General features: G+C 29.8%; 21 protein-coding genes. 17 read left to right on the plus strand and 4 right to left on the minus strand.

Annotation, left to right across the window (positions count from 1 at the left end; translation table 11 throughout):
- Positions 1-2 precede the first annotated feature (2 nt).
- The 17 genes from G324_RS0106160 to G324_RS0106245 all read left to right on the plus strand — a co-directional run bounded on the left by G324_RS0106160 (position 3) and on the right by G324_RS0106245 (position 16,845).
- Positions 3-905: an ABC transporter ATP-binding protein gene (locus G324_RS0106160; protein ID WP_025725515.1), complete on the plus strand. Its 903-nt coding sequence runs from the start codon at positions 3-5 to the stop codon at positions 903-905.
- A complete protein-coding gene (locus G324_RS0106165; protein WP_025725516.1) occupies positions 898-1,797 on the plus strand; it encodes an ABC transporter permease in 900 nt (299 codons plus the stop codon). The genes G324_RS0106160 and G324_RS0106165 overlap by 8 nt, the downstream gene beginning before the upstream one ends.
- 101 nt (positions 1,798-1,898) lie before the next feature.
- Entirely contained in the window at positions 1,899-2,843 is a 945-nt protein-coding gene (locus G324_RS0106170) for a substrate-binding domain-containing protein (RefSeq protein ID WP_025725517.1), read from the plus strand.
- Between the two features lie 40 nt (positions 2,844-2,883).
- Entirely contained in the window at positions 2,884-3,864 is a 981-nt protein-coding gene (gene pstC / locus G324_RS0106175) for a phosphate ABC transporter permease subunit PstC (RefSeq protein WP_025725518.1), read from the plus strand.
- Positions 3,854-5,107 (plus strand): phosphate ABC transporter permease PstA, encoded by a 1,254-nt coding sequence (gene pstA / locus G324_RS0106180; protein ID WP_025725519.1) that lies wholly within the window; start codon positions 3,854-3,856, stop codon positions 5,105-5,107. Before pstC ends, pstA begins: the two co-directional genes overlap by 11 nt.
- Positions 5,108-5,118: 11 nt before the next feature.
- Complete coding sequence (pstB, locus tag G324_RS0106185) at positions 5,119-5,874, plus strand: phosphate ABC transporter ATP-binding protein PstB (RefSeq protein ID WP_025725520.1); 756 nt, start codon at positions 5,119-5,121, stop codon at positions 5,872-5,874.
- Between the two features lie 20 nt (positions 5,875-5,894).
- The gene (phoU, locus tag G324_RS0106190) at positions 5,895-6,560 is read left to right on the plus strand and encodes a phosphate signaling complex protein PhoU (protein WP_025725521.1); all 666 of its coding nucleotides are present in this window, start codon (positions 5,895-5,897) and stop codon (positions 6,558-6,560) included.
- Positions 6,561-6,572: 12 nt separating this feature from the next.
- Positions 6,573-7,223, plus strand: a complete 651-nt coding sequence (locus G324_RS0106195; protein ID WP_035357605.1) for a response regulator transcription factor — start codon at positions 6,573-6,575, stop codon at positions 7,221-7,223.
- 17 nt (positions 7,224-7,240) lie between these two features.
- A complete protein-coding gene (locus G324_RS0106200) occupies positions 7,241-8,488 on the plus strand; it encodes a sensor histidine kinase (RefSeq protein ID WP_025725523.1) in 1,248 nt (415 codons plus the stop codon).
- 24 nt (positions 8,489-8,512) lie between these two features.
- Positions 8,513-9,112, plus strand: a complete 600-nt coding sequence (locus tag G324_RS07450; protein ID WP_025725524.1) for a DUF975 family protein — start codon at positions 8,513-8,515, stop codon at positions 9,110-9,112.
- A 582-nt stretch (positions 9,113-9,694) separates the two neighbouring features.
- Positions 9,695-11,983, plus strand: a complete 2,289-nt coding sequence (locus G324_RS0106210; RefSeq protein ID WP_025725525.1) for an anaerobic ribonucleoside triphosphate reductase — start codon at positions 9,695-9,697, stop codon at positions 11,981-11,983.
- Positions 11,961-12,479, plus strand: coding sequence for a 4Fe-4S single cluster domain-containing protein (locus G324_RS0106215; RefSeq protein ID WP_025725526.1), 519 nt, complete (start codon positions 11,961-11,963; stop codon positions 12,477-12,479). Before G324_RS0106210 ends, G324_RS0106215 begins: the two co-directional genes overlap by 23 nt.
- 15 nt (positions 12,480-12,494) lie before the next feature.
- On the plus strand, positions 12,495-12,866 hold the full coding sequence (gene nrdI / locus G324_RS08115; RefSeq protein WP_025725527.1) for a class Ib ribonucleoside-diphosphate reductase assembly flavoprotein NrdI: 372 nt from the start codon (positions 12,495-12,497) through the stop codon (positions 12,864-12,866).
- Between the two features lie 4 nt (positions 12,867-12,870).
- Positions 12,871-14,973 carry a class 1b ribonucleoside-diphosphate reductase subunit alpha gene (nrdE, locus tag G324_RS07455; protein WP_035357607.1) on the plus strand — a complete coding sequence of 701 codons (2,103 nt, stop codon included), beginning with the start codon at positions 12,871-12,873 and terminating at the stop codon, positions 14,971-14,973.
- Between the two features lie 10 nt (positions 14,974-14,983).
- Positions 14,984-16,096 (plus strand): class 1b ribonucleoside-diphosphate reductase subunit beta, encoded by a 1,113-nt coding sequence (gene nrdF / locus G324_RS0106235; RefSeq protein ID WP_162146960.1) that lies wholly within the window; start codon positions 14,984-14,986, stop codon positions 16,094-16,096.
- The gene (locus G324_RS0106240; protein WP_025725529.1) at positions 16,093-16,353 is read left to right on the plus strand and encodes a glutaredoxin family protein; all 261 of its coding nucleotides are present in this window, start codon (positions 16,093-16,095) and stop codon (positions 16,351-16,353) included. Before nrdF ends, G324_RS0106240 begins: the two co-directional genes overlap by 4 nt.
- Before the next feature lie 123 nt (positions 16,354-16,476).
- Entirely contained in the window at positions 16,477-16,845 is a 369-nt protein-coding gene (locus G324_RS0106245) for an iron chaperone (RefSeq protein WP_025725530.1), read from the plus strand.
- Between the two features lie 41 nt (positions 16,846-16,886).
- Here the strand turns inward: G324_RS0106245 and G324_RS0106250 are convergent, their stop codons facing one another.
- Genes G324_RS0106250 through G324_RS0106265 form a run of 4 tightly spaced genes read right to left on the minus strand, consistent with a single transcriptional unit; the run spans position 16,887 to position 20,818 of the window.
- Positions 16,887-18,026, minus strand: a complete 1,140-nt coding sequence (locus G324_RS0106250; RefSeq protein ID WP_025725531.1) for an ABC transporter substrate-binding protein — start codon at positions 18,024-18,026, stop codon at positions 16,887-16,889.
- Entirely contained in the window at positions 18,023-18,877 is an 855-nt protein-coding gene (locus G324_RS0106255) for an ABC transporter permease (RefSeq protein ID WP_162146961.1), read from the minus strand. Before G324_RS0106255 ends, G324_RS0106250 begins: the two co-directional genes overlap by 4 nt.
- Positions 18,874-19,713, minus strand: coding sequence for an ABC transporter permease (locus G324_RS0106260; protein WP_162146962.1), 840 nt, complete (start codon positions 19,711-19,713; stop codon positions 18,874-18,876). Before G324_RS0106260 ends, G324_RS0106255 begins: the two co-directional genes overlap by 4 nt.
- Complete coding sequence (locus tag G324_RS0106265) at positions 19,697-20,818, minus strand: ABC transporter ATP-binding protein (RefSeq protein WP_025725534.1); 1,122 nt, start codon at positions 20,816-20,818, stop codon at positions 19,697-19,699. Before G324_RS0106265 ends, G324_RS0106260 begins: the two co-directional genes overlap by 17 nt.
- Between the last annotated feature and the right edge of the window lie 372 nt (positions 20,819-21,190).

Genomic DNA, 21,190 nt, shown 5'->3' on the forward strand with positions numbered 1-21,190 from the left:
TAATGGATAAAATATTAGAAGTAAACGAGTTATATAAAAAGTTTGATAATGTTGTTGCAGTTAATAACATATCTTTTTATGTAAAAAGAGGGGAACTATACGCATTTTTAGGTCAAAATGGTGCAGGTAAATCTACCACTATACGTATGATTATAACTTTACTTGAAAAAGGATCTGGTACAGTAAAGTTAAATAATAAAACAGATGAGGATTATATTAGAAAACATATTGGTGTAGTATTCCAAGAAAATGTACTAGATGATTTATTAACTGTTAAGGAAAATTTACTTAACAGAGGTTCTTTATATATAAACTCTAAACAAGATATTATAAAGCGCTATGAAGAGTTAAAAGTAAAACTAGGTTTAGAAGCAATTGAAAATCAACGATTTAAAACTTTATCCGGTGGTCAAAAAAGAAGAGTTGAAATAGCAAGAGCTTTATTTTCTAATCCTGAATTATTAATTTTAGATGAACCAACCACAGGGCTAGACCCTGAAACACGCCAAATTATTTGGCGTGTCATTGAAGATTTAAGAAAAAAAGATGGTATCACTGTATTTTTAACAACACACTATATGGAAGAGGCTGCAAATGCCGATCATATTGTTGTTATCCATAAAGGTAATATCGTTGTACATGGTTCACCATCACAGTTAAAGGATAAATATTCAAAAGATTATTTTAAAGTCGTTCCTAAAAATAAAGAAGTATTAATTGAATATTTAGTTCATTATGATAGAAAATTTGAACTGATATCAGACCAGTACTACATAGAAATAAAAAATACAGAGGATACATTAGATTTAATTAGTGATATTAAGGATAATATATTAACATTTGAAGTTATAAAGGGTACATTAGATGATGTCTTTATTAATGTTGTGGGTGAACAAAATGTATAGTTTAATGTCTATGGTTTCAAGAAATATAAAAACATATTTAAGGGATAAAACAGCTGTATTCTTTTCGTTTTTATCAGTAATCATCTTATTAGGGTTATATATGTTATTTTTAGCAAATAACTTAAAACCTACAGGGATGGATCAAATACTAACGGATAACCAAATAACTTTTATGGTATATTCACAATTAATACCAGGGCTACTTATTATTAATAGTGTTTCAATTCCTTTAGGTAATCTAGGAACAATGATTAATGATTTTGAATATCGTCAAATTGATGGATTTTTAGTAACACCTATTAAAAGATATAAAGTTATTTTATCTTATTATTTATCTTCATTTATTATTACAGTCTTTATATCATTATTAATGTTATCGGTTGCATTTTTATTAATGGGCGTAGCAACAGGTATTTACGTTGAACTTCCAATTTACTTTAAAAGTTTTTTATTAATTGTATTTTATTCATTTATATCAACAGCAATCATGGTTTTTATTACAACCTTTATAAGATCAGTTAATGCTTTTGGTGCTGTTGCAGGTGTTTTTGGAACTGTGGTTGGTTTTGGTTCTGGTATTTATATGCCCCTTTTCATTCTTCCTGATTTTATGACTAAGTTTGCAAGTATGCTTCCATTTACACATATGAATATCTTATTAAAACAAACCGTCTTACCACAAGCCTTTAAATTAATTGATCCTGCAAAGTTTAGTTCTATTGAAAACTATAATGAAACAATGGTTTCATTAAAGGAAGCATACGGCTTTAATTCTATAGGTGTGTTAGGTTTAGATATACCTATGTTTATCATAATGATTTTGTGTGGAGTCTTATCTTTAATATTATTGGCACTTTCAACACATCTAATGAATAAAAGGATTAAAAATTAACTTTACAAAATATTTACTTGCCTATTACAAATTATGGTTATTATAAAAAAAATTAAAGCATATAATGTATGTATAAAATTTTCAAACCATAAGGAGAAAATATGAAAAAAATATTATCAGTTTTAACAGTATTTATACTAGCAGCTTTATTAGTAGCATGTGGACCATCAGATAATACATTTAATAGTGATGCAAACATTAAAGTTTACACACGTGATACCACATCAGGTACAAGAGATGCATTCTTTACAGGTATTAATTTTAAAGATGCAGTGTCATCTAATGAAAAATTAGTTACAGGATTTGTTGAAGTTGATGGTAATGGTACCATGAGATCAGGTGTTGCAGGTGATGAATTTGGTATTGGTTATGTATCATTAAACTCACTAAATGATACAGTTAAACCACTTAAGTTTAATAACATCGTTGCAACAGAGGCAAATGTAAATAATAATACGTATGAATTGAAACGTCCATTTATGTTTGTTACTAGATATGCTTTATCTGAAACTGATCCGGTAGATGATACAGAAGCATTAGTTAGAGCATTCGTAGCATTTTCATCAACTCAAGAAGGTAAAGCCGCGATTCAAGGTAAAGGCGGAATTCTTGAAGTATTAGCATCAGATAAAAGTTGGGATGAGATTAAAGCAAATCATCCGGTAACTGCTAAAAATAATTCAAGCATCACAATTCGTTTTGGTGGATCTACATCAGTTGAAAGTGTTGCTAAAGCATTAACAGCAGCATTTACACCACTAGCAGGAAACTTTGTTGCTGTGCATGAACACACAGGTTCAGGTGATGCTGTTAAACGTACTTGGGGATCTGAAAAAGATGCAGCAAATAGTTTACATGTAGGATTTGCATCTAGAGATTTCAACCAAGGTGAAAAAGACTTATTTGGTAATGCAAGTAATGGCAGATTAAACTGGGATGCGGTTGTACCAGTTGTACATCCATCAAACCCTATCGAAAATATTACAGCAGAATTATTAACAAGTATCTATAATGGTACATTTAAAAAATGGTCTGAGGTAAAATAATCAGATAAATAAATCTTTCAATTAAAGCAAGAGGTATTGTATGCAAATCAATCGAAAAAAGAATATAGTGAGTCGAAAGAAAGTAACGGAATATATTGTAAAATTTCTCTTACTGCTTGCGACACTTATATCAGCATCAGCCATCATTTTAATTGTATATCAACTAGCGGACCGTGGCATACGGCCGCTTTTTAGCGCTTATACAATTGAAAGTTATGATGGTAGTTTATATGAAAATGTTAGATTAAATATTAGGTACTTTTTTACAGGTACAGAATATATTGGTTATATTAAAGATTTTGGTAATGGCAAAATGGAAGCAGCTTATGGTATTGGCTACTTAATTATTAACACGATCTTTAATGTGACACTAAGTTTATTACTTGCTGCACCAATCAGTATTTTAACTGCAGTATTTATTGTAAAACTTTCTCCTTCTAAAATCGGACAAACTCTACAAATAGTAGTAGAAATGTTGGCAGCTGTACCATCTGTTGTTATTGGTATGTTTGGTCAAGGATTAATCTCACAAGCAATTAAAGTTGTAACACCAATTACTGGTAACTTCTCACTACTTAATACGATTATTGTATTAACAATTATGATTGTTCCAACAATTACAACAATGGCTATTACAGCACTAAGAGCGATTCCAAGAAATATTGAAGAAGGTTCGCTTGCACTTGGTGCAACACCGACACAGACGATATTTAAGGTTGTTTTACCTGCTGCAAAAAGTGGGATTTTTGCAGGGATAATTCTTGCTATTGGTCGTGCACTTGGTGAAGCATCAGCTGTATCACTTGTTGCAGGTGGATCTGGTTCTGGTCCAAACTTTGATCTGTTTGGTAGAACTAATACACTATCTTCAAGAATACTATTAGGATTTAAAGAAGTATCTGAAGGTGCGATGGATTTTGAAATTCGTTTTACTATGGGACTTGTATTAATTGCAATCATATTATTCTTTAACATCGTTTTAAATATGATAAAGAAGAAGGTGGCAAACTATGAACTCTAGTCAAAAAATAAAGGATTATGCTATCCGTATCATTACATATGTCACATCATTTATATCTGTATTTGTTTTAGGAGCGATTCTAATCTTTGTTTTAGTTCAAGGGGCACCACTTCTTAATTTAGATATTATAATGGGAGATAACTATAATACTTATAAGCCTGGTATGAAACTAGAATATGTTCCTATAGAAAGTAGTTTTACATATGATACTAAACAGGGTGAGTATTTTAGCACTAGATATGGTGTAGCAGTAAAAGATGATAAAACATTAGAAGGTAATCCGATTATTCGATTTACATATGTTGATCCTAATTCTCCTATGAGAAGAGGTCATACAATAGGTGATAGTACAGAAAAAATAGTTAGTATTGAAGTAGGCGATGTTGTTATGTCTGGAATACTTTTTTGGGGAGATAATTATTTAGACATTAATGGTGATATTAACCCTAATGCAGCATCGATTCCTTACCAAGTAACAGAAGGTGCCGAAAGTTTTGTTGAAAAACTAGATAGAACGCTTTATGTTGCAAGTATTGCACCTGTAATATTAGGTGGTGGAATTAGAGGTTCTATTGTTACAACACTTTACTTAATTTTATTAACGTTATTAATCGCATTACCTGTTGGTGTTGCAACAGCACTCTATATTCATGAACTTGCACCTCAAAATAAATTTACAGACCTTTTAAGATCATTAATTGATATGTTAACAGGTGTACCAAGTATTATTTACGGATTAATGGGAGCAGCTTTCTTTATTCCACTTGCTCAAAGGATGTTTAGTGGACAAATCATTAGTGGTAGTTTAATTTCTGGAGCGATGACTTTATCAGTAATTGTATTACCGGTTATTATTCGTTCAACAGAATCAGCACTAGATGTTGTACCTAAAGATTATAAGTTAGCTTCATTAGCACTTGGTGCGAATGAAACTCAAACAATCTTTAAAGTGATGTTACCAAATGCACTACCTGGTATATTATCAGCATCACTGCTAGCTATTGGCCGTATTATGGGTGAATCAGCAGCGCTTATATTTGCAATAGGTACAGTAATTATGGATGATATTTCAATATTTGGACAAGGTACATCACTAGCTGTGCATATTTGGTCAACAATGTCGAGTGAAAATCCTAACTTTGCACTTGCATCAACAATTTCAATTGTTTTACTAGCAGTAGTTTTAACACTTAATTTACTAATCAAATTTATTACACATAAATTTGTAAAAAGATATAGATAAGGAGCAAATATATGTCTGTAGCATTCTCAGTTAAAAATTTAAATTTCTATTATAATGATAGACATGCATTAAAAGATGTAACCATGGATATAAATCGTGCAGAAATTACAGCATTCATCGGACCTTCAGGATGTGGTAAATCTACATTTTTACGTACATTAAATCGTATGAACGATTTAATATTGGGTACACGCGTGGATGGTAATATAGAATTTGATGGTCTAAATATCTATGATAAAAAATTTGATGTCATTGATTTAAGAAGTAAAGTAGGAATGGTATTTCAAAAACCAAATCCATTTCCTATGAGTATTTATGATAACATTGCATATGGACCACGTGCACATGGTATTAAAGATAAAAAGACACTAGACTTTATAGTTGAAGACTCACTAAAAAAGGCAGCACTTTGGGATGAGGTATCAGATAATCTAAAAAAGAGTGCACTAGCATTATCCGGTGGACAACAACAAAGATTATGTATTGCTAGAACACTTGCTTTAAAACCGGAAGTTATTTTAATGGATGAACCAACATCAGCACTTGACCCGATTGCAACTCTAAAAATTGAAGAATTGGTTTTAGAACTTAAAAAAGAGTATACTATTATTATAGTTACTCATAATATGCAACAAGCAGCAAGAATCTCAGATAAAACTGCATTCTTTTATTTGGGCGAATTAATTGAGTTTGGAAATACTGAAAAACTATTTACGAATCCTTTAAAAAAGCAAACAGAGGATTATATAACCGGAAAATTTGGTTAAGATGAAAGGGAAGGTATAATATGTCTGCATTACGTGCATCACTATTAAAAGCAATTGAAGAATTAAAATCTGAAGTTGTTACAATGGCAGATCTTGTCTTAAACAACATCAATGAAGCATTCTTAGCATTTAAAACAAATAACCTCATAAAAGCTGAAGCCTTAATGAAAGCTGATGATGTGGTTGACCAATATGAAGAAGATATATCAAAATCTGCACTCCGTGTCATGTGGAAAGAGCAACCCTATGCCCAAGACTTAAGAGTTGTAACAGGGATATTAAAACTTGTAACAGACTTAGAGCGTATTGGAGATCATGCTGCCGATATTGCTGAACAAACAATCCATATTGGAGATTTAAAAAACCAAAGATTATTACCAATTACAACCATGATGAGTGAAGCTGCTTATCAAATGGTTCTAAACGCTATTAATGCGTTTGTGAAACAAAATTTAGAACTTGCTAAAAAAGTTATTTCTGATGATGATGTTGTTGACCAATTATTTAATGATGTTATGAAATCAGTAACAGATCAAATTAAAAATGAAACCATTGATTCACAATACGCCGTATCAGTTATTATGGTTGCTAAATACATGGAACGTGTTGCGGACCATGCAGTAAACTTAGCTGAATGGACAATATTTATGATTACTGGGGAACATAAATCTACCCCATTATTCTAAAAGGAGTATTAAATGTTAATATATTTTTTAGAAGATGACATGCAAATTTCATATATCATTGAAAAAACAATTACAAACGCTGGTTATCAACAAAAAGGCTTTTTAAATGCTAAAGATTTTCTTGAAGCATTAAGAAAAAAAACACCAGATCTTGTTTTATTAGATGTGATGTTACCTGATATGTCGGGTTTAGATGTTATAAAGAGTGTAAGAGAGTTTTATAAAGATTTACCAATTATTATGCTTAGTGCATTAGGTAGCGAAATGGATAAGGTTAAAGCACTAGACTTAGGTGCAGATGATTATATGACTAAACCATTTGGTATTTTAGAATTAACATCTAGAATCAATGCACAGTTAAGACGTTATAATTCTAAAATAGAACTAGTAAAAGGTAATTTAGTCATTAATAAAGAAACATATAAATGTTTTATTAATGAAAAAGAAGTAAGCCTTACAACCAAAGAATTTGAAATACTTTATCTTTTAATGAAAAACGATGAAAAAGTTGTAACAAAAGAAACACTATTTAATGAAGTATGGCAAATGGACGTTTCTATAGAAACTAGAACATTAGACATGCACATTAAATCATTAAGAGAAAAAATAAAAGATGCAAACTTTGAAATTAAAACAGTTCGTGGTGTAGGCTATAGTCTATAAAGTCAAAGAGGGTAATGATGAACTTAAATCAAAAGATATTTATAAGGTTAGGCACATATGTAGGAGTTATCTTAACATTATTTTTTATTGTGTACCAAATCAAATATCCCAACATTGAAAACTTATATATCTACCTTATCTTTTTAGCCATTGGTGCAGGTTTAGTTTTAGCTTTATTCTTAGAATATAAAGAGTATTTTTCAAGATATGATATTAATCAAAAAGTCGTTGATAGCGACTTTTTGGTTAAAGAGCTTGATAGAGTGAATCAAGAACTAAAAGATAAAGATAATCAATTACTCATGATGTCTAGTTTTGCAGGTCAAGGTATTATTCTTATAAATAACCATAAAGAAATTATGTATGCCAATGAACTTGCTAGAAAAAGATTATCTTTATTAGATACACAAAGTAAGTCCTATATTAACCAAATTAGACACACGAAAATAAAAGATCAAATTAATCGTACATTTATGGATGTAGTACCTTATAAAGATACACATATGATTCAAAATAAAAACCTAGAAATAAAAACGATACCTACAGAACAAAGTAAAGATCAATTTATATTAGTTATCATTGATGATTTAACAGAAAAACTACAACTTCAAACAATAAAGAAAGATTTCTTTAGTTATGCAGGGCATGAATTAAAAACACCCATTACGATCTTAAGAGGTTATGCTGAACTTATTCATCAAGAAATTATTACAGGAAAAGAAGCCACAGAAATATCTGCTAAAATGATTGATTTAGCAGATTATATGAAAGGCTTTGTTGATGATATGTTAATGTTAAGCCGTTTAGAAACATTTACTGATGGACCACTAGAAACATTAAAATTAAAAGATATAATATTAAATACGATTGAATACTTTAATAATGCTATAAAAGAAAAACAAATAAAACTAGAACTTGATTTAGATGATATTTTATTTGAAGCAGATCCTATGGATATGCAAAAACTATTTAAAAACATGTTAGAAAATGCAATTAAATACAATAAAGAAAATGGTTTAATCAATATATCTATTAAAAAAGTATTAAACCAAATTGTTTTTACAATATCAGATACAGGTTTAGGTATACCATTTAGTGAACAAGACCGTATCTTTGAAAGATTTTATAGAGTAAATGATAAACGTAAAACACCAGGTACTGGACTAGGTCTTGCAATCGTAAAACATATTGTTAATAAGTATCATGGACATATTAGCGTTGAATCTGTTGAAAATGAGTATACTAAATTTATAATTGTTATATAATTAAAATAAAAGGGGTAAAAACAAATGCTTTTTAAAGATATAAAATTAGAAGCAAAAAATGCTTTAGTAGGCAATCGCCTAATGTTTTTATTGGCGATTTTAGTCGCAGGGGTCATTAGTTCAGTTATACCAGGTCTACAAATTCTTATAGGACCAGTAGTTATGGCAGGGTTATTCTTCATAGGTAAGAAGTTACTTAGTGATAAAAAAGTAGATTTTGAATTAATGTTTACTTTCTTTAAAGATTTAAATCATGCAATCAAATTAGTTGCTGTGCAACTATTAGTAATGCTAATTGTATTAGGTGGATTTTTATTATTAATTATTCCAGGCTATATTTTCCTATTTAGATATTCTCAAGCACTATTTATTATGAGTGAAAATAAAGATATGGATATTATGGATGCGTTAAAAGAAAGTCGTCGTATGATGAAAGGTTATAAATGGAATTACTTTTTCTTTAGTCTTTCATTTATTGGACATATCTTACTAGGAATCATTACATTTGGTATATATTTATTATATGCTTTACCATACATCAACTTATCTATGTATAATTACTACCTACATTTAAAAGTAGAACACGGTATTAAAGATCAAAAACCAAATTTATTAGAAGAATAAATATAAACAATATATCTTAGGATAGAACTTAAAATCAAGTTCTATCCTTTTTTTGTTTAGTAGGGTTGTTAGTCTTATAAATTATAATTATTACCTATAAAAATAATATTACAAATAAATTGAATCAAATAAAAATATATGACTTATTTTGTTAATTATAAAAATAAGACTCTTAATTATAGAACATATATAAATAATATAGGATTAATTTTAAAATATGAATGAAAACAAAAGGAAGTAATATTTATAAATAAATTATAAATAAAATGTGTAAATGGCTTTAAAATCAAGTGAACTAATTATCAATAAATTTATAAAATTATAATGTAAGAAAAATTGATTTTCATACATTTACACATACACATTTAAACTCAAAAATCAACATGAAATTTCTATGAAAAATCGTGTAAGCATTTACACATTTCTTAGAGTTGCAAATCGCTTGAGCTTTATATAAAATGTTAATACTCAATCATCAGACTATATGCCTTTAAAGTTATTTTAGATTTTTTTCTTAATGGCGTACTATGCTTTGATGGTGATTAGTGATTCTAAACAATATGTGAAAGAGGGATAATTACCATGATAGAAAAGATCAAAAAAAGAGATGGAAGAATCGTAAGATTTAATCCAGAAAAGATTAGTGATGCGGTTACTAAGGCATTCATGGCGGTAAATAAGGATGCAAAACTAGCAGATAATGTAACTACAGGTGTATTAAAAAATGTAGATTCTAAGTTTAAAAGTCGCATTCCAACGGTTGAAGACATTCAAGATGAAGTTGAACGCACATTAATTGAACTTAAGTATGCAGATGTTGCAAAAGCTTATATTATTTATAGAGAAGAACGTAATAAAGTTCGTGATAAAAATACAAGACTGATGCATACATATCATGACATTGCATTTTCAAAATCTACTGAAAGTGATTTGAAAAGAGAAAATGCAAACGTCAATGGTGATACACCAATGGGTGCAATGCTTAAATACGGTAGTGAAGGTGCCAAAGAGTTTAATAGAATGTTTGTTTTAAACCCTAAACACTCTAAAGCACATGATGAAGGATTAATTCACATTCACGATCTTGATTTCTTAACACTAACTCTTACATGTTGTCAAATTGATTTAACTAAGTTATTTGAAGGTGGTTTTCAAACAGGTCACGGTAGCCTAAGAGAACCTCAAGATATCAAAACATATGCAGCATTAGCATGTATTGCTATCCAGTCTAATCAAAATGACCAACACGGTGGACAATCGGTTGCTAAATTTGATTATGATATGGCAGTGGGTGTTAAAAAAACATATGTTAGACACTTTAGAAATAATCTTCAAAAAGTGTTAGATGTTTATGGAATCCAATTAAACGCAAAAGAATTATTAGAAGAAATAAAAAACAAACATGGTGTCACACCACAACTTAAAAATGAAGAAATTAAAGCCATTCTTCTATCTTACATCAGTGATGTAAGCTTAAAAGATAAAGTCTTTAATTTTGCTCAAAAAGAAGCCGAAAAAGAAACAGTTAGAGATACTTACCAGGCAATGGAAAGTTTAGTGCATAATCTAAATACAATGCACTCTCGTGCGGGTGCTCAAGTACCATTTTCATCTATAAATTATGGTACAGATACATCCCATGAAGGTAGGTTAGTTATTAAATCTATACTAGAAGCAACCATTGCAGGTTTAGGTAGTGGAGAAACACCAATTTTCCCTATTCAAATCTTTAAGGTAAAAGAAGGTATAAACTTTAATGAAACTGACCCTAACTATGATTTATTCAAACTTGCTATGGTTACATCAGCGAAAAGATTATTCCCTAACTTTTCATTCTTAGATGCACCTTTTAATAAATCATTTTATAAAGAAGGTAACCCAAATACAGAAATAGCTTATATGGGATGTAGAACAAGGGTCATGTCAAATGTATATGATCCTACAAGTGAAATTGTAACTGGTAGAGGTAATTTAAGTTTTACATCTATTAATCTACCAAGACTTGCACTTACAAGTAAAAATGAACAAGAATTCTTTAAATCATTAGATGATGCATTAGAACTTGTAATAGAACAATTACTTGAAAGATTTGATATACAAAAAAATCTATATGTTTATAACTTCCCATTCTTAATGGGTCAAGGTGTTTGGATAGATAGTGACAAACTAAATCCAAATGACACAATTGAAAATGTAATCAAGCATGGTTCTCTTGCAGTAGGATTTATAGGACTTGCAGAAACACTTAAAGTATTAACTGGAAAACACCATGGAGAAGATGAGAAATCTCAAGAATTAGGATTAAAAATTGTTTCTTATATGAGAAACAAAATGGATCAAAAAGCAGATAAATATAAATTAAACTTCTCGCTTATTGCAACACCGGCTGAAGGATTATCTGGACGTTTTGTAGCAATGGACCGTAAAAAGTTTGGTTCCATTGAGGGTGTAACTGATCATGAGTTTTATACAAACTCATTCCATGTTCCAGTATATTATCCAACAGAAGCATTTCATAAAATAGATGTTGAAGCACCATATCATGCATTAACCAATGGTGGTCATATATCTTATATAGAACTAGATGGAGATCCAGCTAAAAATATACCAGCCTTTGAATCAATCATTAAATACATGGCTAAAAAAGGTATTGGATACGGTTCTATTAATCACCCAGTAGATTTTGATCCAGTATGTAAATACGTTGGAATTATTAATAATGAATGTCCAAAATGTGGACGTAAAGAAACAGCAGAACAACCATTTGATAGAATCAGAAGAATTACAGGATATTTAGTTGGTACATTAGATAGATTTAATAATGCTAAAAAGAAGGAAGTTGAAGAACGTGTCAAACACTTCCACTCTTAAACTAAGAGTTAATGACTTTATTAGTGATTCTATTGTTGATGGATTTGGATTAAGATTTGTAGTCTTTACACAAGGATGCAACTTAAGATGTCCTGGATGTCATAATCCATCAACACATGATTTGAATGGTGGTTACTTAATTGAACTTGATGAAGTTAGAAAAAAATGGAAGAAAAATCCACTACTACACGGTTTAACCATTAGTGGTGGAGAACCCTTCCTACAACCAGAAGCCGTATTAGAACTCATTAAAATGGCACATGAAGATGGTTTAAATGTAAATATATATAGTGGTAGTACATATGAGGTATTAAGTAAGAAGGATTGTCCATATACAAAAAAAATATTAAAAGAAGCAGATATATTAATTGATGGACCATATATAGAATACTTAAAAAACTTTAATTTATTATGGCGTGGTAGTTCAAACCAGCGCATCATCGACTTAAAGAAAACAAATCAACATCAGGAGCTTGTAATCATTCCTGATTCATAAGGGAGTTACTTGTAAATGACAATTATCTATGATAGTTTAACGGGCCAAACTAAAAGGTTTGCCCAAAATCTTGGCTTTCCTGCCATTCACGTTAAGCTTTATGAAGGCACACCTGAAGGTGAACTATTTTTAGTTACCAGAAGTATTAATTTTGGTAAAATTCCACAAACAACCAAAGACTTTTTAGATCAATATAAAGATAAAGTTATTGGTGTTGCAGTCTCAGGAAATAAAAACTGGGGCGAAAACTATGGAAAAGCTGGAGATAGTATTGAAGCTTACTACAACATTCCGTTAATTTTAAAATTTGAAGGTTCTGGATTCAAATCTGATAGACAAAGGGTCATGGACTGGCTCATAAAACAAGAAGAAGGAAAAAAGGTATAAGTGAATGGATCAAAAAAGAGATATTATTCCTGAATGGATAATCTTAAATAATCAAATTACTGATGAAAATGGTGATTTGAAAGATATAACAAAAGATAAAGCTGCAGCTAAAAGTTACTTTTTAAATGAAGTCAACAAACGCACTCAGTTTTTCCACTCATTAGAAGAAAAGTTAGAGTTTTTAGTTGAAAATGACTATTACGAAAAAGAATTTTTAGAAAAATATACAATGGAGCAAATACATACAATTTATGATATTGCTTATGCAGCAAAATTTAGATTCCCAACCTACATGGGAGCATTTAAGTTCTATAATGATTATGCACTAAAAGATCGCAGTGGCAAAAACTTTTTAGAACGCTATGAAGATAGATTAGCTGTGAATGCTCTATATCATGCAGATGGTGATTTTGAAATGGCGAAAAGATTAATAAGATCTTTAATTAGCCAAGACTTTACACCAGCAACACCAACACTCCTTAATACTGGTAAAAGTAAACGTGGTGAGTTTGTTTCATGTTTCTTATTAGAAGCCGGAGATTCTTTAAATGACATTTCAAGAATCTCAGAATTTAGTATGCAACTATCTAAAGTTGGTGGTGGGGTTAGTATTAATCTTACAAACTTGCGTGCTAAAGGTGAAACGATCAAAGGAATACCTAACGTTTCTAAAGGTGTTGTAGGGGTAGTAAAACTACTTGATAACAACTTTAGATACGCTGACCAAATGGGTCAAAGAACTGGTGCTGGAGCGGTTTACCTAAATATATTCCACTCTGACATTGAAGATTTTTTATCCACTAAAAAATTAAATGCAGATGATGATATTCGTGCTAAAACACTATCAATGGGTGTTGTAATTCCTGATAAATTTATGGAACTTGCAAGAGATAATAAAGATATGTGGTTATTCTATCCACATACAGTATTTGAAGAATATGGCATGAATTTTGCAGATATTTCTATTGATATGGATAAATGGTATGATATTTTAGCTGATAATCCAAAGGTAAGAAAGCGTAAAGTAAATCCTAGAAAATTACTTGATATGATTGCTCAACTTCAAGGAGAATCAGGATATCCTTACATTATGTTTTCAGATAATGTCAATAAAGCAAACCCACTAGATTTACCTGTAAAATTTTCAAACCTATGTACAGAAATCCTTCAACCAACAATCACCTCACAATACGGTGATTATGGTGCAAATAATGACCAAATTGGTATGGATATTTCATGTAACTTAGCAAGTGGTCATATGGGAAATATGATGAAACATAACACTATTAAAGAAACAGTTTTTGCTGCAATGGATATTATGAACTCTGTATCAGTTAAAACAGATATTAAACACGTACCAGCAGTAAGTAAAGCTAACCGCCTAAACCGTTCGGTTGGATTTGGTATTATGGGTCATCATGGTTATATTGCTGAAAACTATATTATGTTTGGTAGTGATGAAAACCTAGACTTAATTGATGTATTCTTTAATATTGTGAATTATTATTCTTTAGTTCATTCTATGGAAAAAGCTAAAGAAACTGGTGAAAAATTCTATAGATTTGAAAAATCAAAATATGCAGATGGTTCTTATTTTGATGGACGTGGACAAATACTACCTAAAACTGAAAAGGTTCAAGAACTATTTAAAAACATTTATATTCCAACAGATAATGACTGGTTAGAATTAAAAGAAAATGTTATGACTTATGGTTTATATAATTCTCACCGATTAGCTGTTGCACCAAATGGTTCAATTGGTTATGTCATGTCAGCAACCCCTTCTTTAACACCAATTAAACAACTTGTTGAAGAAAGAACATATGGTAATTCAAAAACATATTACCCAATGCCTGCACTTGATAAAGCATCATTCATGTATGAGACAGCTTACCGTATGGATACATATAGAACAATTGATGTAATTGCAACCGCTCAAAAACATGTGGATCAAGGTATTTCATTTGAACTTTGTATTACATCAGATATTACAACAAGAGAACTACAAAAATATTATTTATATGCACACTACCAAGGAATTAAAACACTATATTACACAAGAACTCAAAAACTAAAGATTGAAGAATGTGAATCCTGTGCAGTCTAAGGAGAATAAAATGGCTAAAAAGAAAGTAGAACAAAATAAAAAAATATTAGAACCGATTAAAAAAGTATTATATGAAGGTGCTAACTGGAATCAACTAGAAGATGATTATACACAACAATTCTATGAACAAAATTTGAGTCAATTTTGGCGTCCTGAAGACATTTCGCTACAACCCGACTTAAATGTATGGAGCATATTACCGGAAAATATTCAACAAGCCTATGCTAAAAATTTATTAGTCCTAACGTTTTTAGATACACACCAAGGTGATATTGGAATGCCTGTAGTATCTAGATCATTAGATGATCACTTTCACCAAAGAAAAGCTGTATTAAACTTTATGGGTGCTATGGAAAATGCGGTACACGCAAAAAGTTATTCAAATATCTTTATGACTTATATGTCTAACCAAGAAATTGATGAGTTATTTATTTGGGGTGAAAAACATAAAAACCTACAGAAAATTATGCAGCTAATTGTAGGTTATTATAAAGAGCTTGATAGATTTAACTACATCAAACAATTTATGTCAGATAATAAAGATTATGACCAAACAGCATTTGATGTTGCACAGTTTAAAGCTATGGTTGCCTCTGTTTATTTAGAAACATGGTTATTTTATTCAGGTTTTTACTATCCACTATTTTTCTATGGTCAAGGAAAGCTTATGCAAGCAGGAGAAATCATTAACTTAATTTTAAGAGATGAATCCATTCATGGCTTATATGTAGGACGTCTTGCTCAAGAAGTATTTGAAACATTTTCAAATGAACTTCAAGAAGAATTAACCACTTGGGTACATGAGTTTTTATTAGAACTATATCATGAACAAAATGAACTGGTAGAATCTATATATGATGCAGTTGATTTAACACATGATGTTAAAATCTTTGTAAGATATAATGCCAATAAAGCATTAATGAATTTAGGCTTTGATCCATACTTTGAACCGGAGGATGTCAATCCTGTGGTATTAAATGGATTAAATACAGAAACTAAAACAATGGATAACTTTTCAATGAAAGGTAATGGCTACCAAAAAATGAAAAGTGAAATGCTTAAAGATACAGATTTTATATTTGAAAAAAAGAAAATTATTTCATTTGAAGGTGATAAAAAATGAGTGTAATCTTATTAACTAAAAATGATTGTACACAATGTGCACAATTAAAAATGTTTCTAAAGTTTGGATTAAATAATAAATATGAATCAGATATTAAAATTATTAATAAAGAAGACAATCAAGAAGAATTTGATAAGCTTACAGCAGAATATGGTATCTTAACATTACCTGCAATGATTGCAGGTGGTGAGGCTTTAATTCGTACACAGCCATCACCTGTATTAACTTTTTTAGAAAAACACGTCGGTAAAAAATAAAGTATTATACGATAAAACCCAACAAATTCGTTGGGTTTTATTGATATATATGCCAATTACTTGCAAAAAATTAAATTAATAAATATAATAACATAAATAATTTTTAAAAGTGGAGGTTATTTTATGGATACATTTAAACCCTATTTAGACAGCATAAAAGATGATGAAATCAGATCACGCATGATCAATCTTTTAGAATGGGTACAAAATAAGTATCCAATGTTAGGAAAAAAAATAGCATGGAACCAACCACACTTTACGCACCATGATACATTTATTATTGCATTTACACATGCCAAATCACATGTATCTATAATCCCTGAATATAAAGTCATTGATTTATTTAAAGATGAAATTAGAAAAAATAATTACCTGCATACAAACTTTATCTACAAAGTAAAATGGAATCAAGAAATGAATTATGATCTACTGAGTAAAATTATTGAATATAATATGCATGATAAATCAGATTATAATTCCTACTGGCGTTAATAAAAACCACTCAAACCAAAAATTGGTTTGAGTGGTTTTCTTTAAGATGTTTTTACATCATTTAGCATTAAAATTAATTGAGCCATGACTTGATTTGAAAAGCTTGCATAAGGTGTACCTTTAAAGGTTTCGCTATCTGGATAATAATCTAAATATGCACGAGACCAATTGGTTAACCAAGGATCATTTCCTTCATATGTAGTAATTTCTAAGTAAGTATTATATAAAGGTGTAGAGTATCCTACAACAGATGCATTTTCATAAGCATTTTCAGGATCTAAGAAGAAGTTGATAAACTTATGTGCTAAATCAGTATGTCTTGATTTTTTTGGAATAACAATACCATCTACAAATGCCATTGTATTTTCAGGAATATAAATATCATATGTTTTTTCATCGTAGTTTAGACCATTATCTAAATCCACATAAAGCATATCAAGGAAATCTCCAGTCCAAACAAATGCTAAGTCTAGGTTATTGGCTTGGATATCCTTTTTTAATGCATCATCAGCAAATACAGAAAAATTTGCACGAATTAAAGCTTCTTTTGCTAAATTAAGATGTGTTTTATTAAAGCCTTCAGGCGTTGTATTTGGTAGTGCATTTGGATCTAAACCTAAGTAAAGTAGACTTGCTGCATATGCATATTGTGCAACATCATACATCCCCACACGGTTTGTAGGTCTTAAGCTTGGTTCAAAATATGCACTCCAACCATGTGTTTCTAAAGCCTCTTTTAAACCTGTAATACGGTTGTTATACATCAGGCCAAATGTACCCCAAAAATAAGGGACAAAGTAGTCTTTGCTACCAAGTGTCATTGTAGCCATTAAACCTTCTAATCCGGTCATATATGGATTGTTTTCGGGGTCATAATTAGGAAGCAGGTCATAATTTAGTTTTTGTATTAAATCTTCCCTAATTAATTTTTCAATCATATAATCTCCAGGAAAGACTATGTCATATGCAGTTGTACCGGATTTGATTTTAGAATAAAATAATTCGTTACTATCTGCAATAGATATTGAGACCTCAACATTATAGGTTTCTTCAAATAATAAAACTAAATCCTCATTAATATACTCACCCCAATTTAAAATTAATAGTTTTTGGTTATACCCACAACCATTTAGGATGAATATAGAAAGAAGTAGTGAACTTAAAATAAATATTTTCTTCATTTCTTTTTACCTTTTTTAATAAAGACTTGGTAAACCGTTAATAAGATTAATGTAGTTAAAGTAAGGAGTGTTGAAAAAGCATATACTGAAGGTGTTAAACTCTTTCTACCGATACTACCATAAATCCAAATAGATAAATTATCAAATCCATTACCAGTCGTATAATAACTAATTACAAAGTCATCAATACTCATTGTAAGTGCAAGAAGCATTCCTGAGAATATACCCGCTAAGATTGCAGGTACAATGACCTTAATGAGTGCCTTATAAGGTTTGATGCCTAAATCTAGTGCAGCATCCATAAGATTTGGATCCATTTCCTTTAATTTAGGTAAAACACTTAAGACAACATAAGGCATGGTAAAGAATAGGTGAGCCAGTATTAATGTAAATGGTCCAAAGATATATGGAAATACTGGTAATAGTAGTGAAAAGATTAACATTAATGAAATACCAGATACAATATCTGCATTCAGTATAGGAATATTATTTAATAAAACAACTTGAGCACGTTTCTTTTTAGATAGTGCATGAATTCCAATAGCCATTAATGTACCAAAAATTGTTGCCAAAAGGGTTGCGATAAAACTTGTTAATAAGGTATTTAATATCGCGTTTTTAAGACTTCTGTTAGCAAACATATTAAAGTACCAATCAAGTGTAAATGATTCAAATTGATTGATATTAGAGCTTGAGTTCACAGATTGAAGTAGTAAGATAACAATTGGAATATAAAGGGATGCAACAATAATACTTACAAATACTTTTCTTAATATGAGTAATACTTTTTTTAATTTTCTTGTATCTTTGTATCCGTATTCTTCTAAAGTTGCTAGAGGGTATTTTGTCATAATAGAGTTTCTCCTTCTTTATCAACTTTAGAAACAAAGAAAATAGCAGCAAAGATGACAAGTAATATCATTATTGATAATAATGAACCTAAATTATAATCCATGTATCTGAAGGATTGTTCTATCACATTACCTAATAATAAAATATTACCAGATCCTAAAATCTCAGGAATTGCAAACCCACTCATTGCAGGTAAGAATACTAAAATAGAACCTGTTGCAACTCCTTTAAGTGATAATGGAAAAATAACTTTAATAAATTTTTTAAAATCAGTTAATCCTAAATCAAGTGCAGCTTCTTCAAGTGCATAATCTATTTTTTCTAATGCTGTATAAATAGGTAGAATCATAAATGGTAAATAAGTTAATACTAAACCAACTAATACTGCAACCCCCGTACCTTTAAATACAGGAAATGTTACAGAAGTGTTTAGCATTTTAGATAAGATATCTGTAATAATATTATGTTCATTCATTAAGTTACCTAAAGATTCAGTTCTAAGTAGTAGATTAGACCACATAGGTAGTATAAAGATTGCAAGTACTAAAAATTTATTTTTAATTTTTGAACGAAAGACACTATATGCAACCATATAACCTAATACCATAGATATAAGGGTAGCAAGGGTTGCATATAGTATAGAGTTAAAAAATGCAATTTGAATGGAAGATTCAAAAAATGATTGATAAAAGCCATTGTTAAATTGGTAGTTATCTAAACTTAAACCTTCTGTAACTGATACGGATAAAAATAGCATAACTAGCATTGGAATTAATGCTAAGATACCTAACCATACAATATATGGTATAGAAAGTTTACTAAATGGTTTCTTCATTATCTGATACCTTCATTAAGTGAATTTCATAAGGATCAATTTTTAAACCAATTTTGTCACCTACTTGGTAGTTTTCGTAAGTGTTGACCATAAGTTTATAGTCTCCTACTAATACATCTAATTCGTTATGTACACCTTTAAAGATAGAAGATGTGACTGTGCCAATTAGTTTTGCTTGATCAAGTGAAACAACATCAAAGTCTTCAGGACGAATGACAACATCAACTGGTTCATTATCATTAAATGGATAATTTTCACATTTAAAATCAACATTTAAAAATGCTACATTACCATTATTCTTATAAACACCTGAAATAATATTAGATTCACCTATAAATGTTGCAACATATCGGTTCACTGGTTCGTTATAAACTTTTTTAGGTGTATCTAGTTGTTGAATCACACCTTCTTTCATTACAACAATACGATCAGACATAGTCATTGCCTCTTCTTGATCGTGTGTAACGAAGATAAATGTAATACCAAGCTTTTTTTGCATCTCTTTAAGTTCGTATTGCATGTTTTGACGCAGTTTTAAGTCAAGTGCTGCTAAAGGTTCATCAAGTAGTAAAATTTGTGGTTTATTAATGAGGGCACGTGCAAGTGCAACTCTTTGTTGTTGACCACCACTCATTTGAGTGATTTTTCTATTTTCAAAGCCTTTTAATTTAACTAAATTTAAAGCTTCAATAACAGCTTTATTGATACCTGATTTGATTAACTCATTTTGTTCTTTTTTACTTAAATTTGAATCAACATTAAAGAATTTAAGTAAATACTTTTTATTTCTGTTTTTTAAACCAAATGCCACATTATCAAACACATTTAAATGTGGAAATAATGCATATTTTTGAAATACTGTATTAATTGGTCTTGCATAAGGTGGTAAATAATTAAAGATCTTACCGTTAATGATAATTTCTCCACTATCTGGTTTTTCAAAGCCACCAATCATACGTAGGGTTGTTGTTTTACCACAACCAGATGGTCCAAGGAGTGTTAGAAATTCATTTTCATATATTTTTAAACTTAAGTCTTTTACGATTAAGTCATTTTCAAATTGTTTGACAACGTGGGATAATTCTATAAGCACGTTACTGTTCAAATCAGGAATCCTCCGATAATTTTATTTTATATTTCGATAAATAATTATATATCTTTTTTTAAAAATGTATACATAAAAAGTAAATAAAATTTCAACAAAAATTTTTGTGTAAAAATGACGTAAAAAAAATGGTGACTTATCCACGTTATAAAGCAGTTATGGGGTTTATAAAAATATTTATTTTTTAATTATAATTTTAAATAAAAAAAGGCTTTTAATTCTATATTTTAAATTTGAGTTTATTTATAAAATTTTTATGGATAAATGTATATGTTTTAATTTAAATAATTAAAGATAAAAATTTCATAAAAAAAAGTCTTCAAACTATAAAAAGTCTTCAAACTATAATTAGTATTGAAAACTATTTTATAT

Source organism: Acholeplasma granularum ATCC 19168 (assembly GCF_000526235.1).
Lineage (GTDB): Bacteria > Bacillota_I > Bacilli_A > Acholeplasmatales > Acholeplasmataceae > Acholeplasma > Acholeplasma granularum.

What these genes read in the sequence shown, in the direction of transcription:
- nrdE (WP_035357607.1), top strand. Translation starts at nt 12,871, where the DNA reads ATGGATCAAAAAAGAGATATTATTCCTGAATGGATAATCTTAAATAAT.
- G324_RS0106195 (WP_035357605.1), top strand. Translation starts at nt 6,573, where the DNA reads ATGTTAATATATTTTTTAGAAGATGACATGCAAATTTCATATATCATT.
- phoU (WP_025725521.1), top strand. Translation starts at nt 5,895, where the DNA reads ATGTCTGCATTACGTGCATCACTATTAAAAGCAATTGAAGAATTAAAA.
- G324_RS07450 (WP_025725524.1), top strand. Translation starts at nt 8,513, where the DNA reads ATGCTTTTTAAAGATATAAAATTAGAAGCAAAAAATGCTTTAGTAGGC.
- pstA (WP_025725519.1), top strand. Translation starts at nt 3,854, where the DNA reads ATGAACTCTAGTCAAAAAATAAAGGATTATGCTATCCGTATCATTACA.
- pstC (WP_025725518.1), top strand. Translation starts at nt 2,884, where the DNA reads ATGCAAATCAATCGAAAAAAGAATATAGTGAGTCGAAAGAAAGTAACG.
- G324_RS0106245 (WP_025725530.1), top strand. Translation starts at nt 16,477, where the DNA reads ATGGATACATTTAAACCCTATTTAGACAGCATAAAAGATGATGAAATC.
- G324_RS0106170 (WP_025725517.1), top strand. Translation starts at nt 1,899, where the DNA reads ATGAAAAAAATATTATCAGTTTTAACAGTATTTATACTAGCAGCTTTA.
- G324_RS0106165 (WP_025725516.1), top strand. Translation starts at nt 898, where the DNA reads ATGTATAGTTTAATGTCTATGGTTTCAAGAAATATAAAAACATATTTA.
- nrdF (WP_162146960.1), top strand. Translation starts at nt 14,984, where the DNA reads ATGGCTAAAAAGAAAGTAGAACAAAATAAAAAAATATTAGAACCGATT.
- G324_RS0106250 (WP_025725531.1), bottom strand. Translation starts at nt 18,026, where the DNA reads ATGAAGAAAATATTTATTTTAAGTTCACTACTTCTTTCTATATTCATC.
- G324_RS0106260 (WP_162146962.1), bottom strand. Translation starts at nt 19,713, where the DNA reads ATGAAGAAACCATTTAGTAAACTTTCTATACCATATATTGTATGGTTA.
- G324_RS0106240 (WP_025725529.1), top strand. Translation starts at nt 16,093, where the DNA reads ATGAGTGTAATCTTATTAACTAAAAATGATTGTACACAATGTGCACAA.
- nrdI (WP_025725527.1), top strand. Translation starts at nt 12,495, where the DNA reads ATGACAATTATCTATGATAGTTTAACGGGCCAAACTAAAAGGTTTGCC.
- G324_RS0106210 (WP_025725525.1), top strand. Translation starts at nt 9,695, where the DNA reads ATGATAGAAAAGATCAAAAAAAGAGATGGAAGAATCGTAAGATTTAAT.
- G324_RS0106200 (WP_025725523.1), top strand. Translation starts at nt 7,241, where the DNA reads ATGAACTTAAATCAAAAGATATTTATAAGGTTAGGCACATATGTAGGA.
- pstB (WP_025725520.1), top strand. Translation starts at nt 5,119, where the DNA reads ATGTCTGTAGCATTCTCAGTTAAAAATTTAAATTTCTATTATAATGAT.
- G324_RS0106255 (WP_162146961.1), bottom strand. Translation starts at nt 18,877, where the DNA reads ATGACAAAATACCCTCTAGCAACTTTAGAAGAATACGGATACAAAGAT.
- G324_RS0106160 (WP_025725515.1), top strand. Translation starts at nt 3, where the DNA reads ATGGATAAAATATTAGAAGTAAACGAGTTATATAAAAAGTTTGATAAT.